The sequence below is a fragment of the Streptomyces sp. NPDC006458 genome (assembly GCF_040612135.1).
Classification (GTDB): Bacteria; Actinomycetota; Actinomycetes; order Streptomycetales; family Streptomycetaceae; genus Streptomyces.
In genome coordinates, this window is sequence record NZ_JBEXPR010000032.1 from 49,599 (window position 1) to 64,666 (window position 15,068).

Consider the following 15,068-nt stretch of genomic DNA (forward strand, 5'->3'; position numbering starts at 1 on the left):
AAGACCTTCGCCATGCGCGCGACCACCATCCACGCCCCGTACGACATGCGCGTGGAGGACGTACCCGAGCCCGTGGTGCGGCAGCCCACCGACGCCGTCGTGCGCGTCCTGCGCGCCTGCATCTGCGGCAGCGACCTGTGGGCCTACCGCGGTGAGGCGGCCCGGCAGCCGGGGCAGCGGATCGGGCACGAGTTCCTCGGCGTGGTCGAGGAGACCGGCTCCGAGGTGACCGGTGTGCGCCGCGGCGACCTGGTCGTCGCGCCCTTCATGTGGTCCGACGGCACCTGTGACTACTGCCGCGAGGGCCTGACCACCTCCTGTGTGCACGGCGGCTTCTGGGGCTCGGTCGGTTTCGACGGCGGCCAGGGCGAGGCCGTGCGCGTTCCCCACGCCGACGGCACCCTCGTCCAACTGCCCAAGGAGGCCGCCTCCGACGAGCATCTGCTGTCCGCGCTGCTGACCCTGTCGGACGTCATGGGCACCGGCCACCACGCCGCCCTCGGCGCGTGTGCCCGCCCCGGCGCCACCGTGGCGGTCGTCGGCGACGGCGCGGTCGGGCTGTGCGCGGTGCTCGCCGCCAAGCGGCTCGGCGCCGAGCGGATCATCGCCCTCGGCCGCCACCAGGCCCGCACCGACATCGCGCGCCGCTTCGGTGCCACGGACGTCGTCGCCGAGCGCGGCGAGGCCGCCGTGGAGGCGGTGCGCGAACTCACCCGCGGCCAGGGCGCGCACGCCGTCGTCGAGGCCGTCGGCACCGAGCAGTCGATGAGCACGGCGGTGAGCATCACCCGCGACGGCGGCGCCATCGGCTTCGTCGGCGTGCCGCACGGCAGCGGCACCGGCCTGGACCTCGGCGTCATGTTCGACCGGAACATCGCCCTGCGCGGCGGTGTCGCCCCGGTCCGCGCCTACATCCCCGAGCTGCTGCCCGACGTCCTGTCGGGCACCGTCGACCCCTCGCCCGTCTTCGACATGACGGTGGGTCTGGAGGGCGTCCCCGACGGCTACAAGGCGATGGACGAGCGCACCGCCCTCAAGGTCCTGGTCACCGCCTGACCCTCACCAGCGGATCGGCACCGGCAGCGCCGTGAGCAGCCCCGACACCGCGACCACCACGCCCAGCGCGACGACCTCCACGCGCGCGGGGGAGCAGGCGGTCAGCGGGTCGGCCGCCCGGCGCAGCCGGAACCGCGCCCACAGCGCGAGGGCGGCGACGGCGGCCACCAGCAGCACCTTGGCCAGCAGGGTGCGCCCGTAGGCCGTCGTCGTCAGCTGCTCCAGAACCGTTTCCGCGGGCATCCGGCGCAGCGCGCTGCACAGCCCGGTCGCGGTCACACCGGCCAGCAGCAGCACGGCCACGCGCGCGTACAGACCCAGCAGCGCGGCGCCCGCCGTCTCGCGTACGCCCCACAGCCGCAGCAGCCGCAGGGCGTACGTCAGCCCGCCCACCCACATTGCGGCGCACGTCAGATGGACGAGCGTCAGGGCCGAGCCGACCAGCGGAGCGTGCTCGGTGGCCGGGTGCGCGCGCAGCGCCTCCGCGAGCACCACCGCGGCCAGCGGCCACACCTGCCGCCGCGGTCGCCGGGACAGGGCGCACAGCCCGGCCACCGCGAACGCGTTGACCTCCAGCAGCGCCAGCTTGCCGTCCCGTGACGCGTACAGTCCGCCCACGTCGATGTCCGCCGGGCTGCTCGGCACCAGGTTGCCGGTCGCCACCAACGAGGCAAGCCCCAGGGCGGCCACGAACCCGGCCGCCGCCGCGAGGGGTCCCGCACCGGGGGGCCGTACCGCCGGGGCACCGGGCACCCGGCGCGCCAGCCGGTTCACGAGCAGCTCGCCCAAGGGCACGGCCAGCGCGGCGAACAGCACGGTGCGCAGCAGCCCTATGCCCCCGACGCCGGGCGCGGCGGCCTCGCCGGTGCCGCGCAGCGCCGTGGCGGGACCCAGCATCGGGACCAGCGCACCCAGCGTCACCAGGACGAGCACGGCGACCGCACGGCCCGTACCGGCGTGCCGCTCGGGGCCGTTCGTGTCCGCCGTTTCGCCGGGGGGCCGTGTCAATGTCACCTCAGGATCTTCACCAGCCGTCGCGGGCCGGGCAAGTCAAGGGGAACATCCGGCGCAACGGCGCGGGGCCGGACGGAGAAACCCGCCCGGCCCCGCGAGGGAGAAACCGTTCCCTTACTTCGTCACCGCGTCCAGCGCGTTGACGATGCCGAAGCCGTAGAAGCCGTTGTACTGCGGCCCGCCGACGCAGGTGGCGTCCTGCGTGCCGTTGCCGTCCTGGTCGTAGGACTCGGGGCAGCCCGGGTTGTCGGCCTGCGCCTTGAGCATGGCCTGGAGGGCGAACGGGGTCGCCCACGGGTGCTTGGACTTCAGCAGCGCGGCGACGGCCGACGCGTGCGGCGAGGCCATCGAGGTGCCCTGGAGGAAGCCGTACTCGCCGTTCGGCATGGTGGAAAGGATGCGCCCGTTCTGCGACGGGGTGTCCGGGATCTGATACTTTCGGTCACCGCCCGGCGCGGCCACGTCCACGACACCCTTGCCGTACGAGGAGTAGTACGACTTGAGGTTCCGCACGCCGGTCGCGCTGACCGTGACCACGCCCGGCAGCTGGGTCGGCACGTCGTAGCAGGTGTGCGGGTCGATGGTGCGCTCGACCGCGGTGGAGTCGTCGGGGCTGGAGGCGTCCAGGATCGCGTCGGCGTCCAGGTCGTGGTTGGAGTTGCCCGCCGAGGCCAGGCTCAGCGTGCCCTCCTTCATGGCGTACGTCTGGGCCCGGTTGACCGCGTCGACGATGGCCTTCTGGTCCGGGTCGTCCATGCAGTTGTACAGCCACGGGTCGACGTAGTAGCTGTTGTTGGTGATCTCCACGCCGTGGTCGGCGGCGAACACGAACGCGCAGACCACGCTCTCCGGGTAGAAGAGGCCGTTGGTGCGGTCGGTGACGTTGATGGCCGACACCTTCACACCCGGCGCGACACCGGCGACGCCGACGCCGTTGCGCGCGGCGGCGATCTCACCGGCCACGTGGGTGCCGTGGTAGTCCTGCGGGGTGTACGGGCGCCACGAGCCCTCGCTGGTGTCCGCGACACCGCCGTCGCAGTTGGCCGACTGCGAGCGGGAGAAGTTCGGGGCGATGTCGGGGTGGGTGTCGTCGACGCCGGTGTCGATGACCGCGACCGTGACCTTCGAGCTGCCCGGGTTGATGGCGGCCGCCTTGTCGGCGCCTATCGCGCGCAGGTCCCACTGGTCGGCCTCAAGAGGCTCGCTGCCCGGCGTCGCCGCGGCCTCGACCTTCTCGGCCTCCTCGGCGGTCAGGTAGTCGACAGCGCCCTCGTCGGTGGTGCCCGCGGGCGTCAGCGGCGCCGTACGGGTGGCGCCCGCCGACTGCACGCCGTGGGCGGTGCGTATCTGCTTGCCGAAGTCCGGGTTCGACGAGTGGACGACGATCACGCCGATCTTGTCGTACGCGATCACGACGGAGCCGCCCGCCGCGGCGATCGCCTTCTTCACCGACTCGATGGTGCCGCGGTCCGACTTGGTGTTGACGACATAGGACAGCTTCGGGCCGTCCTGCGCCTGGACCGCGGACTCCGCGGCCGGAGCCGCCGAGGCGGCGGCGGGCAGGAAGCCGAGCGAGGCGGTCAGCGACAACACGACGGGCACGGCCAGAGCGAGTCGGCGTCTGGAAGGCAGATGAGCCATGGGGTCTCCACATCATCCTGAAACGGAACCGGCCCGAGGCACAGGTCGCTCTCGGGCAGGTACATGACGGGGGTGGTGCAAGCCCGAAGCTATCCCCCCAACTCCGCGGCCATCAACGTTCTTGGGCTTATCACTTGGCGCACGAGGGTTTTCCCTCGGCCCCCTTCGCGGTACGCGCGCGCAGGTCTTCCGGACGGCCGCGGAAAACCGACTTCGGAAACACGGACCCCGAGTTGAACCGCACCGTGCGCGGCACCGTGACGTTGGGCAGGGTGCACGAGGACGATCGTGCCCCCTGCCGGATCGCCGCCGGGAGCACAACTGTCACCATCCGGCACGGTGATCCACGTCACTGTGAGGTCAGAGCCGTCATGTCCGTCGTACCCGACCCGTCCCCCGACCGCCCCCCGTCCCCCGTCACCACCGCATCCACATCGCGAGGAGGCTCCGTGGCCACCGAGACCCCGCCCGGCGCGAAGACAGACCGCCGACTCCCCTCCGCCGAGGAGTTCGTCCAGGTGCAGCAGAGCGCGGAGTTCGGTGAACTGCGCCGCTCCTACCGCTCCTTCGCCTTCCCGCTCACCATCGCCTTCATCGCCTGGTACCTGCTGTACGTCCTGCTGTCGAACTACGCGGGCGACTTCATGGGCACCAAGCTCTTCGGCAACGTCAACGTGGCCCTCCTGCTCGGCCTCGCCCAGTTCATCACCACGTTCCTCATCGCCTGGTGGTACTCGCGGCACGCCGCCGAGAAGCTCGACCCCAAGGCCGAGGCCATCAAGTCCCGGATGGAGGGCGGCGCATGAGCCCCGCGATCACCCTGGCCGCCAACGAGGCCAGCGAGCACCGGCCGCTGATCATCACCCTGTTCGGCCTGTTCGTGGTGGCCACCCTGGTCATCACCATCTGGGCGGGCCGGCAGACCAAGGACGCCGCCGACTTCTACGCCGGCGGCCGCCAGTTCAGCGCCTTCCAGAACGGCCTCGCCGTGTCCGGCGACTACATGTCCGCCGCGTCCTTCCTCGGCATCGCCGGCGCCATCGCCCTCTTCGGCTACGACGGCTTCCTCTACTCCATCGGCTTCCTGGTCGCCTGGCTGGTGGCCCTGCTGCTGGTCGCCGAACCGCTGCGCAACTCCGGCCGCTACACCATGGGCGACGTCCTGGCGTACCGCATGCGCCAGCGCCCGGTCCGCACCGCGGCGGGCACCTCCACCATCGTCGTCTCGATCTTCTACCTGCTGGCCCAGATGGCCGGCGCCGGCGTCCTCGTCTCGCTGCTGCTCGGCATCACCTCCGACGCGGGCAAGGTCGCCATCGTCGCCCTCGTCGGCCTCCTGATGATCGTCTACGTCTCCATCGGCGGCATGAAGGGCACCACCTGGGTGCAGATGGTCAAGGCCGTGCTGCTCATCAGCGGCACCATCCTGATCACCTTCCTGGTGCTGCTGAAGTTCGACTTCAACATCTCCGACCTGCTCGGCACCGCCGCCGAGAACAGCGGCAAGGGCTCCGCCTTCCTGGAGCCCGGACTCCAGTACGGCGCCACCGGCACCTCCAAGCTGGACTTCATCTCCCTGGGCATCGCCCTGGTGCTCGGCACCGCCGGACTGCCGCACATCCTGATCCGCTTCTACACGGTGCCCAACGCCAAGGCCGCCCGGAAGTCCGTGAACTGGGCCATCGGCATCATCGGCGGCTTCTACCTGATGACCATCGCCCTCGGCTTCGGCGCCGCCGCGCTGATCGACCAGGACGAGATCATCGCCTCCAACCCGTCCGGCAACACCGCCGCACCGCTGCTCGCCCTGCACCTCGGCGGCGTCGACTCGGCCTGGGGCGCGGTGCTGCTCGCCACCATCTCCGCGGTGGCCTTCGCGACGATCCTCGCCGTGGTCGCGGGCCTCACCCTGGCCTCGTCCTCGTCGTTCGCCCACGACATCTACGCGAACGTCATCAAGAAGGGCACCGCCACCGAGAAGCAGGAGGTCCGGGCCGCCCGCCTGGCCACCATCGGCATCGGCGCCGTCTCCATCCTCCTCGGCGCCCTCGCCCGCGACCTCAACGTGGCCGGCCTGGTCGCGCTCGCCTTCGCGGTCGCCGCCTCGGCGAACCTGCCGACCATCCTCTACAGCCTGTTCTGGAAGAGGTTCACCACCCAGGGCGCCCTGTGGTCGATCTACGGCGGCCTGATCGTCGCCGTCGGCCTCGTACTGTTCTCGCCCGTCGTCTCCGGCGACCCGAAGGCGATGTTCCCGGACGTCGACTTCCACTGGTTCCCGCTGAAGAACCCGGGCATCATCTCCATCCCGTTCGGCTTCCTGATGGGCTGGCTCGGCACCGTCCTGTCCAAGGAGGAGCCGGACACCGACAAGTACGCCGAGCTTGAGGTCAGGTCCCTGACCGGCACCGGAGCGCACTGAGCGCACCCCTCGCCGCGGCCGCGTCGTAGAGTCCTACGACGCGGCCGCGTCTTACCTGGCGGATTACCTGGTGGATCAGGGCGGTGTCGACGCCGGTGCCGTCACGTAGGCTCGCAGGTGACGGAAGACATGCGATCGGCGGTACGGGAGGGGGCCACGTGCTCATCGACACCTTCGGCCGGGTGGCCACCGACCTCAGGGTCTCGCTCACCGACCGGTGCAACCTCCGCTGCACGTACTGCATGCCCGAGGAGGGCCTGCAGTGGCTGGCCAAGCCCGACCTGCTCACCGACGACGAGATCGTGCGGCTGATCGACATCGCCGTGCGTGAGCTGGGCATCGAGGAGGTCCGGTTCACCGGCGGAGAGCCCCTGCTGCGCCCCGGTCTGGTCGGAATCGTCGAGCGCGTCGCCGCTCTGGCCCCCCGTCCCCAGATGTCCCTGACCACCAACGGCATAGGCCTCAGGCGCACGGCGGCAGCCCTGAAGGCCGCGGGCCTGGACCGGGTCAACGTCTCCCTCGACACCCTGCGCCCCGACGTCTTCAAGACCCTCACCCGCCGTGACCGCCACAAGGACGTCCTCGAAGGTCTCCAGGCCGCCCGCGAGGCCGGCCTCACCCCGGTCAAGGTCAACTCGGTCCTGATGCCGGGGCTGAACGACGACGAGGCGCCGGACCTCCTGGCCTGGGCGGTCGAGCACGACTACGAACTGCGCTTCATCGAGCAGATGCCCCTGGACGCCCAGCACGGCTGGAAGCGCGACGGCATGGTCACCGCCGGTGACATCCTCACCTCCCTGCGCACCCGCTTCGACCTCACCCCGGAGGGCTCGGGGGAGCGTGGCTCCGCCCCCGCGGAACGCTGGCTGGTCGACGGCGGCCCGCATCGCGTGGGCGTCATCGCCTCGGTGACCAGGCCCTTCTGTTCCGCCTGCGATCGCACCCGGCTCACCGCCGACGGCCAGGTCCGCACCTGCCTCTTCGCCACCGAGGAGACGGATCTGCGCGCGGCCCTGCGCTCGGACGCCCCGGACGAGGAGATCGCCCGTATCTGGCGCCAGGCGATGTGGGGCAAGAAGGCGGGCGCGGGCCTGGACGACCCGACCTTCGTACAGCCGGACCGGCCGATGTCGGCGATAGGCGGCTGACGGCCCCCATGGGCGACAGCCCTCAAGGGGCGCGAGGAACTGCGCGATCCTAGGGGCGCGGGGAACTGCGCAGTCTTTGAGGGGCGCGGGGAACTGCGCGATCTTAGGGGCGCGGGGAACTGCGCAGTCTTGAGGGGCGCGAGGAACTGCGCGAACAACCACGCACGACGGAACGCCGAAGAACCGCACCGCACCCTACGGCGCGAGCTCTTCCCACTCCTTCAACAGCACGACGTCCTTCAAGAACCCCCGGACACCCAGGAACTGCGAAAGATGCTCCCGATGCTCCTCGCACGCGAGCCACGTCTTGCGCCGCTCCGGCGTGTGGAGCTTGGGGTTGTTCCACGCCAGCACCCACACGGCGTCGGCCCGGCAGCCCTTCGCGGAACAGATCGGGGTGTCACTCACAGGTTCGTCTCACAACCGCAAAGGAAAAGGCGACGCCGAGCAGCCACGGGGGGAGCTGCCCGGCGTCGGTCCGTCGCTCCGACGGGGGATGCGGAGCGCGTAGGCAGTATGCCACGGGTACCCCATCGCGGGGCACCGGAACAACACGATTGATTCGGCCCGTTCACAGGTGGCACACAGCCTTGCTCAGACCCGATCGGTCGGCTCGTCGTCGCCCTGCCGGGGCGGCGTGATCATCGGCCGTGACGGTGTGCTCACGAACGTCGAGGGCAGTCCGGGCGCGTTCTCCCGCCCGGCGTTGGCGATCACCACCGCGATGTACGGCAGGACCAGCCCGAGCACCAGCGCCACGATCGCGACGTGCCGCTCCACGTTCCACAACACCGCTGCCAGGACCACCGACACCGTGCGCACGCTCATAGAGATGACGTACCGGCGCTGCCGGCCGCGGACATCGTCCTGAAGTCCCTGCCGGGCTCCGGTGATCCGGAAAACCTCGGCGCCATCGCCGCTGTGCCGCATCCGCATCACTCTTCACCATCCGCCCGCATCGGATCCACCCGGCCCGTGGCCAGATCCGCTCCCGGCGGGACCCGGGTCCGGACAACCTCCACGTTACGCCGCGGCTGCGTCGCATTCGAGACCGGGTCACCCCACCGCCTGCACGAACGGACTTGGGCCCCGCCACGTACGACCGGGGCCGACATGCGGCGTACGCCGACCGCGCCCAGACTGAGTGCAGTGCTCACGAGGAGCCACAGGAGGAGGCGAACCATGGGCTGGTTGTGGGCGATCATCGTGGGGTTCGTGCTGGGTCTGATCGCCAAGGCGGTCCTGCCCGGCAAGCAGCACAGTCCGCTGTGGCTGACCACCATCTTCGGCATGCTCGGCGCGGTCGCCGGCAACGCCATGGCCCGCGGGTTCGGCGTCGAGGAGACCGCCGGCATCGACTGGACCCGCCACATCTTCCAGATCGTCGCCGCGGTGATCATCGTGGCCGTGGGCGACATGGCGTACATGGCGACGTTCGGCAAGCGCAGGCAGCAGCGCGCCTGAACTCAGACGCGGAACCGCGCACAAGCCACGACGAACGGGTCACTCACGCGGTCAGGGGCGCACAGCCACGACGAACAGCCCATCAACGCCGTCAGGGGCGCGGGGAACCGCGCGACAAGCCACGACGAGCGGTAAGTCGCAGGATCCCCGCACCCCTACGGCGCGAAGGCGTAAGAACCCTCAGCCCTGAGCCACCGTCCCGGTCACCTCGACGGCGGCCAGGTTCTTCTTGCCCCGGCGCAGGACCAGCCAGCGTGCGTGCAGCAGGTCCTCCTTCGCCGGCACCGCGTCCTCGGAGGCGACCTTGACGTTGTTCACGTAGGCACCGCCCTCCTTGACGGTCCGCCGAGCCGCGGACTTGCTCGGCGCGAGCCCCACCTCGGTGAACAGGTCGACGACGGCCCCCAGCTCGGCCACCGTCGCGTGCGGCACCTCGGACAGGGCCGCGGCCAGCGTCTTCTCGTCGAGCTCGGCCAGCTCACCCTGCCCGAACAGGGCACGCGACGCGGCGACGACCGCCTCGGTCTGCCCGGCACCGTGCACCAGCGTGGTCAGCTCCTCGGCCAGCGCCCGCTGAGCGGCCCGCGCCTGCGGCCGCTCCTCGGTCGACCGCTCCAGCTCCTCGATCTCCTCCCGGGACCTGAAGCTGAAGATCCGCAGGAACTTCGACACGTCCCGGTCGTCGGCGTTGAGCCAGAACTGGTAGAAGGCGTACGGCGTGGTCATCTCCGCATCGAGCCACACCGTGCCCGACTCGGTCTTGCCGAACTTGGTGCCGTCGGCCTTGGTGATCAACGGCGTGGCCAGCGCGTGCACCGCCGCGTGCGGCTCGACCTTGTGGATCAGGTCGGCGCCCGCGGTGAGGTTGCCCCACTGGTCGCTGCCGCCGGTCTGCAGCGTGCAGCCGTACCTGCGGTACAGCTCCAGGAAGTCCATGCCCTGCAGGATCTGGTAGCTGAACTCGGTGTAGCTGATGCCGGCGTCGGAGTTCAGCCGCCGGGCGACGGCCTCCTTCGCGATCATCTTGTTGACCCGGAAGTGCTTGCCGACGTCCCGCAGGAACTCGATGGCCGACATGCCCTGGGTCCAGTCCAGGTTGTTGACCATGGTGGCGGCGTGCGGGCCCTCGAAGTCCAGGAACCGCTCGATCTGGCCGCGCAGCCGGGACACCCAGGCGGCCACCACCTCGGGGTCGTTCAGCGTGCGCTCCGCGGTCGGCTTCGGGTCGCCGATCAGACCGGTGGCACCCCCGACCAGACCCAGCGGGCGGTTGCCCGCCTGCTGGATCCGGCGCATCGTCAGGATCTGCACGAGGTTGCCCAGGTGCAGGCTGGGCGCGGTCGGGTCGAAGCCGCAATAGAACGTGACGGGGCCGTCCGCGAACGCCTTGCGCAATGCGTCCTCGTCAGTGGAGAGGGCGATGAGCCCACGCCACTTCAGCTCCTCGACGATGTCCGTCACGGTTCTCGTGTCTCCTCGGATGATCCTCAGGCGGTCGAGCGACCACCACCCCTGAGGTTATACGCCCCGGCTGACAGAGCTCATATTGAAATCGGGGACCCGCACCGGGGGCATCGCGGCCCTGGTGAACCAGTCGCTCCACTCCCGGGGCAGCGTGCGCTCGGTGCGCCCGGCCTCGGTGACCCGGCCCAGCAGCCCGACCGGTGACTCGTTGAAGCGGAAGTTGTTCACCTCACCGGTCACCTCGCCGTTCTCCACGAGGTAGACGCCGTCCCGGGTCAGACCGGTGAGCAGCAGCGACGCCGGGTCGACCTCGCGGATGTACCACAGGCAGGTCAGCAGCAGACCCCGCTCGGTGCTCGCGATCATCTCGTCCAGGGAGCGGTCCTCACCGCCGTCCAGGACGAGGTTGTCGACGGCGGGGGCGAGCGGCAGCCCGGTCAGACCGGCGGTGAACCGGCTGGTGATCAGGTTCCTCAGCTCGCCGCCGGCGACCCACTCGGTGGGCGCGAGCGGCAGGCCGTTGTCGAACACCGACGCGTCGCCGCCGGAGGAGTGCGCGAGCACGAACGGCAGCGACTCCAGGCCGGGCTCGTTCGGGTCGCTGCGCAGGGTCAGCGGAAGGTCGGTCAGCTTCTCACCGATCCGGGTGCCGCCGCCCGGCTTGGAGAACACCGTGCGGCCCTCGGCCGCGTCCCGGCCGGACGCCGACCACATCTGGTAGATCAGCAGGTCCGCGACCGCGGTCGGCGGCAGCAGCGTCTCGTACCGGCCGGCCGGCAGCTCGATCCGCCGCTCCGCCCAGCCGAGCCGCACCGCCAGCTCCGCGTCCAGCGCCGCCGGGTCGACGTCCTTGAAGTCCCGCGTGGAGCGGCCCGCCCACGCCGAGCGGGTCCGGTCGGGCGACTTCGCGTTCAGCTCCAGCGTGCCGTTGGGCTGGTCGTGCCGCAGCCGCAGACCCGTGGACGTACCCACATAGCTGGAGGTCATCTCGTGGTTGGCGAAGCCGTACAGCTCGCGTCCGCCCGCCCGCGCGCGGGCGAAGGCCTCGCCGAGCGCGGGGGCGAAGTCGGCGAACACCGCCGAGGAGGTCTCCTCCGGCGCGTCCGTGAAGTCGGGCGCCACGGCGACGCCGCTGACCAGCGGCTGCGCGTCCTCCGCGGGCGCGGCCCCGCGCGCGGCGGCCTCGGCGGCCCGCACCAGCGGCTCCAGCTCGTCCGCGGTCACCGCCGAGCGCGACACCACGCCGGAGGCGGTGCCCTCCTTGCCGTCCACGGTCGCGATCACCGTCAGGGTGCGCCCGCGCGTGACACCGTTGGTGGTCAGCGCGTTGCCCGCCCAGCGCAGATTCGCCGTCGACTGCTCGTCGGCGATGACCACGCACCCGTCGGCGCGGGACAGCCCCAGGGCCCGCTCGACGATCTCGTGCGGCTTGTTCGTACGAGGACTCATCGCCCGGCCTCCTGCGTGGTGTTCAGACTGTGCTTGCCCGGGTGACGACGCCCGGACCCCCGGCAGATCCTGATGTCGCCGCTCACTTACCGGCCTCCTGCGTCGTGTTCAGAATGTTGACGCCCCGGAAAAGGGCGGACGGGCAGCCGTGGGACACGGCGGCGACCTGGCCGGGCTGGGCCTTGCCGCAGTTGAATGCGCCGCCCAGGACATAGGTCTGCGGACCGCCGACGGCCGTCATGGAGCCCCAGAAGTCCGTGGTGGTGGCCTGGTAGGCGACGTCCTTGAGCTGGCCGGTGATCCGGCCGTTCTCGATCTTGAAGAAGCGCTGCCCGGTGAACTGGAAGTTGTAGCGCTGCATGTCGATCGACCAGGACCGGTCACCGACGACGTAGATGCCCCGGTCGACCCCGCCGATCAGGTCCTCGGTCGACAGCCCGGCCGGGTCCGGCCGCAGCGAGACGTTGGCCATGCGCTGCACCGGCACATGGCCGGGGGAGTCGGCGAACGCGCACCCGTTGGACCGCCCGAGGCCGGTCAGCCGCGCGATCCGGCGGTCGAGCTGGTAGCCGACCAGCGTGCCGTCCTTCACCAGGTCCCAGGACTGCGCCCGGACGCCCTCGTCGTCGTAGCCGACGGTCGCCAGGCCGTGCTCGGCGGTGCGGTCGCCGGTGACGTTCATCAGGTCCGAGCCGTACCGGAGCTTGCCGAGCTGGTCGAAGGTGGCGAAGGAGGTGCCGGCGTAGGCGGCCTCGTAGCCGAGCGCCCGGTCCAGCTCGGTGGCGTGCCCGATGGACTCGTGGATGGTCAGCCACAGATTGGACGGGTCGACGACGAGGTCGTACAACCCCGCCTCCACGCTCGGCGCGCGCATCTTCTCGGCGAGCAGTCCGGGGATCCCGTCCAGCTCGGCGTCCCAGTCCCAGCCGGTGCCCGTCAGATACTCCCAGCCGCGTCCGGCCGGCGGCGCGATGGTGCGCATGGAGTCGAACTCGCCGCTGGACTCGTCCACCGACACGGCCGTGAGCTGCGGGTGCAGCCGGACGCGCTGCTGGGTGGTCACGGTCCCGGCCGTATCGGCGTAGAACTTGTTCTCGTGCACGGTGAGCAGCGAGGCGTCGACGTGGTCGACCCCCTGCGCGGCCAGCAGCCGGTTGCTCCACTCCGCCAGCAGCGCCGACTTCTCCTCGTCGGGCACCGTGAACGGGTCGACCTCGTACGACGACACCCATGTCTTCTCGGTGTGCACCGGCTCGTCGGCCAGCTCCACCCGCTCGGCCGACCCGGCCGCCCTGATCACCTGCGCGGACAGCTTGGCCATCGCGACCGCCTGCGCGGCGACCCGCGCCGCCGCGTCCATCGTCAGGTCGACGCCCGAGGCGAACCCCCAGGTCCCGCCGTGCACGACCCGCACCGCATATCCCAGGTCGGTGACGTCCGAGGTGCCGGCCGGCTTGGCGTCCCGCAGCCGCCAGGACGCGCTGCGCACCCGCTCGAACCGGAAATCGGCGTGCTCGGAGCCCAGGGCACGCGCGCGTGCGAGCGCTGCGTCGGCCAGAGCGCGTAGCGGGAGTGCCGTGAACGACTCGTCAATGCTATGAGGCACCGGCGTCTCTTTCTGTCGGATCGGTCGGGATGCAGCGGAGGCGTCTACGATCATGGCGCTCATCCCGCGCGCGGACCACATGTTTCGGGCCTGAGTCGGCCGGATTCTGTAGAGACCCGACAGAGCGACCCCCGCGCCACTGTGGATGCCCGAATGCCCGCGGCGGCAGGACGCCAGATAGGTTTTTGGTGAAGCCGCCTGTCATCCAGGTGTCCGGGCGGGCAAGACCGCAATCGAAAGGGTGATCCGTTGAGCCGCTCGGTTCTCGTCACCGGAGGCAACCGGGGCATCGGCCTCGCCATCGCCCGCGCATTCGCCGACGCCGGCGACCAGGTCGCGATCACGTATCGCTCGGGTGAGCCGCCGGCCGCCCTGACGGAATTGGGCTGCCTCGCCGTCAAGTGCGACATCACCGATCCCGAGCAGGTGGAGCAGGCCTACAAGGAGATCGAAAACAGCCACGGTCCCGTCGAGGTGCTCGTCGCCAACGCCGGTGTCACCAAGGACCAGCTGCTGATGCGCATGTCCGAGGAGGACTTCACCTCGGTCATCGACACCAACCTCACCGGCACCTTCCGGGTCGTCAAGCGCGCCAACCGCGGCATGCTGCGCGCCAAGAAGGGCCGCGTCGTCCTGATCTCGTCCGTCGTCGGACTGCTCGGCTCCGCCGGGCAGGCGAACTACGCCGCATCCAAGGCCGCCCTGGTCGGCTTCGCGCGCTCCCTGGCCCGTGAACTGGGGTCGCGCAACATCACCTTCAACGTCGTCGCGCCCGGCTTCGTCGACACCGACATGACCAAGGCGCTCACCGACGAGCAGCGCGCGAACATCGTGTCGCAGGTCCCGCTCGGCCGTTACGCGCAGCCGGGGGAGATCGCCGCGGCCGTGCGGTTCCTCGCCTCGGACGACGCTTCGTACATCACTGGAGCCGTCATCCCCGTTGACGGCGGACTGGGAATGGGTCACTGATCACCATGAGCGGAATTCTCGAGGGCAAGCGCGTCCTGATCACCGGTGTGCTGATGGAGTCCTCCATCGCCTTCCACGCCGCCAAGCTGGCCCAGGAGCAGGGTGCCGAGATCATCCTGACCGCCTGGCCGCGGCCCACCCTGACCGAGCGCATCGCCAAGAAGCTCCCCAAGCCCACCAAGGTCATCGAGCTCGACGTCACCAACGACGAGCACCTGGGCCGGCTGGCCGACCTGGTCGGCGAGGAGCTCGGCGGCCTCGACGGTGTCGTGCACTCCATCGGTTTCGCCCCGCAGGACGCGCTCGGCGGCAACTTCCTCAACACGCCGTTCGAGTCGGTCGCCACCGCCATGCACGTCTCGGCGTTCTCCCTGAAGTCGCTCACCATGGCCTGCCTGCCGCTGATGCAGAACGGCGGCTCGGTCGTCGGTCTCACCTTCGACGCGCAGTTCGCCTGGCCGCAGTACGACTGGATGGGCCCGGCCAAGGCCGCCCTGGAGGCCACCAGCCGCTACATGGCGCGTGACCTGGGCAAGCAGAACATCCGCTGCAACCTGATCTCGGCGGGCCCGCTCGGCTCCATGGCCGCCAAGTCCATCCCGGGCTTCGGCGAGCTGGCCTCCGTGTGGGACACCCGCTCTCCGCTGGAGTGGGACCTGAAGGACCCCGAGCCGGCCGGCCGCGGCATCGTCGCCCTGCTGAGCGACTGGTTCCCGAAGACCACCGGCGAGATCATCCACGTGGACGGCGGTCTGCACGCCATCGGCGCCTGATCGCAGCTCGTCCCGGGCCCACGGCTCCGACGCCCCGTTTCCCGCAGCGTGCGGGGAGCGGG

General features: G+C 70.5%; 14 protein-coding genes. 7 read left to right on the forward strand and 7 right to left on the reverse strand.

The window, feature by feature from the left end; translation table 11 throughout:
* Positions 1 to 12: 12 nt before the first annotated feature.
* Entirely contained in the window at positions 13 to 1,056 is a 1,044-nt protein-coding gene (locus tag ABZZ79_RS32895; protein ID WP_356695072.1) for a zinc-dependent alcohol dehydrogenase family protein, read from the forward strand.
* A gap of 3 nt (positions 1,057 to 1,059) precedes the next feature.
* Here ABZZ79_RS32895 and ABZZ79_RS32900 read toward each other — a convergent pair whose 3' ends face one another.
* A complete protein-coding gene (locus ABZZ79_RS32900; RefSeq protein ID WP_356695074.1) occupies positions 1,060 to 2,070 on the reverse strand; it encodes a CopD family protein in 1,011 nt (336 codons plus the stop codon).
* 114 nt (positions 2,071 to 2,184) lie between these two features.
* Positions 2,185 to 3,711 (reverse strand): S8 family serine peptidase, encoded by a 1,527-nt coding sequence (locus ABZZ79_RS32905; protein ID WP_356695076.1) that lies wholly within the window; start codon positions 3,709 to 3,711, stop codon positions 2,185 to 2,187.
* Positions 3,712 to 4,160: 449 nt separating this feature from the next.
* On the opposite strand from ABZZ79_RS32905, the gene ABZZ79_RS32910 reads away from it, so the two are divergent.
* From ABZZ79_RS32910 to moaA, 3 genes are all read left to right on the forward strand, one after another.
* Positions 4,161 to 4,517 (forward strand): DUF485 domain-containing protein, encoded by a 357-nt coding sequence (locus ABZZ79_RS32910; RefSeq protein ID WP_356695078.1) that lies wholly within the window; start codon positions 4,161 to 4,163, stop codon positions 4,515 to 4,517.
* The gene (locus ABZZ79_RS32915; protein ID WP_356695080.1) at positions 4,514 to 6,133 is read left to right on the forward strand and encodes a cation acetate symporter; all 1,620 of its coding nucleotides are present in this window, start codon (positions 4,514 to 4,516) and stop codon (positions 6,131 to 6,133) included. The genes ABZZ79_RS32910 and ABZZ79_RS32915 overlap by 4 nt, the downstream gene beginning before the upstream one ends.
* Positions 6,134 to 6,291: 158 nt before the next feature.
* On the forward strand, positions 6,292 to 7,281 hold the full coding sequence (moaA, locus tag ABZZ79_RS32920) for a GTP 3',8-cyclase MoaA (protein WP_356695082.1): 990 nt from the start codon (positions 6,292 to 6,294) through the stop codon (positions 7,279 to 7,281).
* Between the two features lie 195 nt (positions 7,282 to 7,476).
* Here moaA and ABZZ79_RS32925 read toward each other — a convergent pair whose 3' ends face one another.
* A complete protein-coding gene (locus tag ABZZ79_RS32925; RefSeq protein ID WP_356695084.1) occupies positions 7,477 to 7,689 on the reverse strand; it encodes a hypothetical protein in 213 nt (70 codons plus the stop codon).
* A 186-nt stretch (positions 7,690 to 7,875) separates the two neighbouring features.
* The gene (locus ABZZ79_RS32930) at positions 7,876 to 8,217 is read right to left on the reverse strand and encodes a DUF3099 domain-containing protein (protein WP_356695086.1); all 342 of its coding nucleotides are present in this window, start codon (positions 8,215 to 8,217) and stop codon (positions 7,876 to 7,878) included.
* A 246-nt stretch (positions 8,218 to 8,463) separates the two neighbouring features.
* Here ABZZ79_RS32930 and ABZZ79_RS32935 point away from each other — a divergent pair, with 246 nt between their 5' ends.
* Positions 8,464 to 8,745, forward strand: a complete 282-nt coding sequence (locus ABZZ79_RS32935; protein WP_356695088.1) for a GlsB/YeaQ/YmgE family stress response membrane protein — start codon at positions 8,464 to 8,466, stop codon at positions 8,743 to 8,745.
* Positions 8,746 to 8,925: 180 nt separating this feature from the next.
* On the opposite strand, the gene tyrS is transcribed toward ABZZ79_RS32935, so the two are convergent.
* From tyrS to ABZZ79_RS32950, 3 genes are all read right to left on the reverse strand, one after another.
* Positions 8,926 to 10,206: a tyrosine--tRNA ligase gene (tyrS, locus tag ABZZ79_RS32940; protein WP_356695090.1), complete on the reverse strand. Its 1,281-nt coding sequence runs from the start codon at positions 10,204 to 10,206 to the stop codon at positions 8,926 to 8,928.
* 57 nt (positions 10,207 to 10,263) lie between these two features.
* Positions 10,264 to 11,658, reverse strand: a complete 1,395-nt coding sequence (locus tag ABZZ79_RS32945; RefSeq protein ID WP_356695092.1) for a metallopeptidase TldD-related protein — start codon at positions 11,656 to 11,658, stop codon at positions 10,264 to 10,266.
* An 82-nt stretch (positions 11,659 to 11,740) separates the two neighbouring features.
* Positions 11,741 to 13,264, reverse strand: coding sequence for a TldD/PmbA family protein (locus tag ABZZ79_RS32950; RefSeq protein WP_356695094.1), 1,524 nt, complete (start codon positions 13,262 to 13,264; stop codon positions 11,741 to 11,743).
* A 249-nt stretch (positions 13,265 to 13,513) separates the two neighbouring features.
* Between ABZZ79_RS32950 and fabG the strand changes: the two genes are divergently transcribed.
* Both fabG and fabI read left to right on the forward strand, forming a co-directional pair.
* Positions 13,514 to 14,233 (forward strand): 3-oxoacyl-[acyl-carrier-protein] reductase, encoded by a 720-nt coding sequence (gene fabG, locus ABZZ79_RS32955; RefSeq protein WP_356695096.1) that lies wholly within the window; start codon positions 13,514 to 13,516, stop codon positions 14,231 to 14,233.
* Positions 14,234 to 14,238: 5 nt separating this feature from the next.
* Positions 14,239 to 15,006 (forward strand): enoyl-ACP reductase FabI, encoded by a 768-nt coding sequence (fabI, locus tag ABZZ79_RS32960; protein ID WP_356695098.1) that lies wholly within the window; start codon positions 14,239 to 14,241, stop codon positions 15,004 to 15,006.
* The last annotated feature ends 62 nt before the right edge of the window (positions 15,007 to 15,068 follow it).

Excerpts from the sequence above, each read along its gene's own strand:
- ABZZ79_RS32905 (WP_356695076.1), bottom strand. The coding sequence starts at position 3,711 with ATGGCTCATCTGCCTTCCAGACGCCGACTCGCTCTGGCCGTGCCCGTC.
- ABZZ79_RS32895 (WP_356695072.1), top strand. The coding sequence starts at position 13 with ATGCGCGCGACCACCATCCACGCCCCGTACGACATGCGCGTGGAGGAC.
- ABZZ79_RS32945 (WP_356695092.1), bottom strand. The coding sequence starts at position 11,658 with ATGAGTCCTCGTACGAACAAGCCGCACGAGATCGTCGAGCGGGCCCTG.
- fabI (WP_356695098.1), top strand. The coding sequence starts at position 14,239 with ATGAGCGGAATTCTCGAGGGCAAGCGCGTCCTGATCACCGGTGTGCTG.
- ABZZ79_RS32930 (WP_356695086.1), bottom strand. The coding sequence starts at position 8,217 with ATGCGGATGCGGCACAGCGGCGATGGCGCCGAGGTTTTCCGGATCACC.
- ABZZ79_RS32935 (WP_356695088.1), top strand. The coding sequence starts at position 8,464 with ATGGGCTGGTTGTGGGCGATCATCGTGGGGTTCGTGCTGGGTCTGATC.
- ABZZ79_RS32915 (WP_356695080.1), top strand. The coding sequence starts at position 4,514 with ATGAGCCCCGCGATCACCCTGGCCGCCAACGAGGCCAGCGAGCACCGG.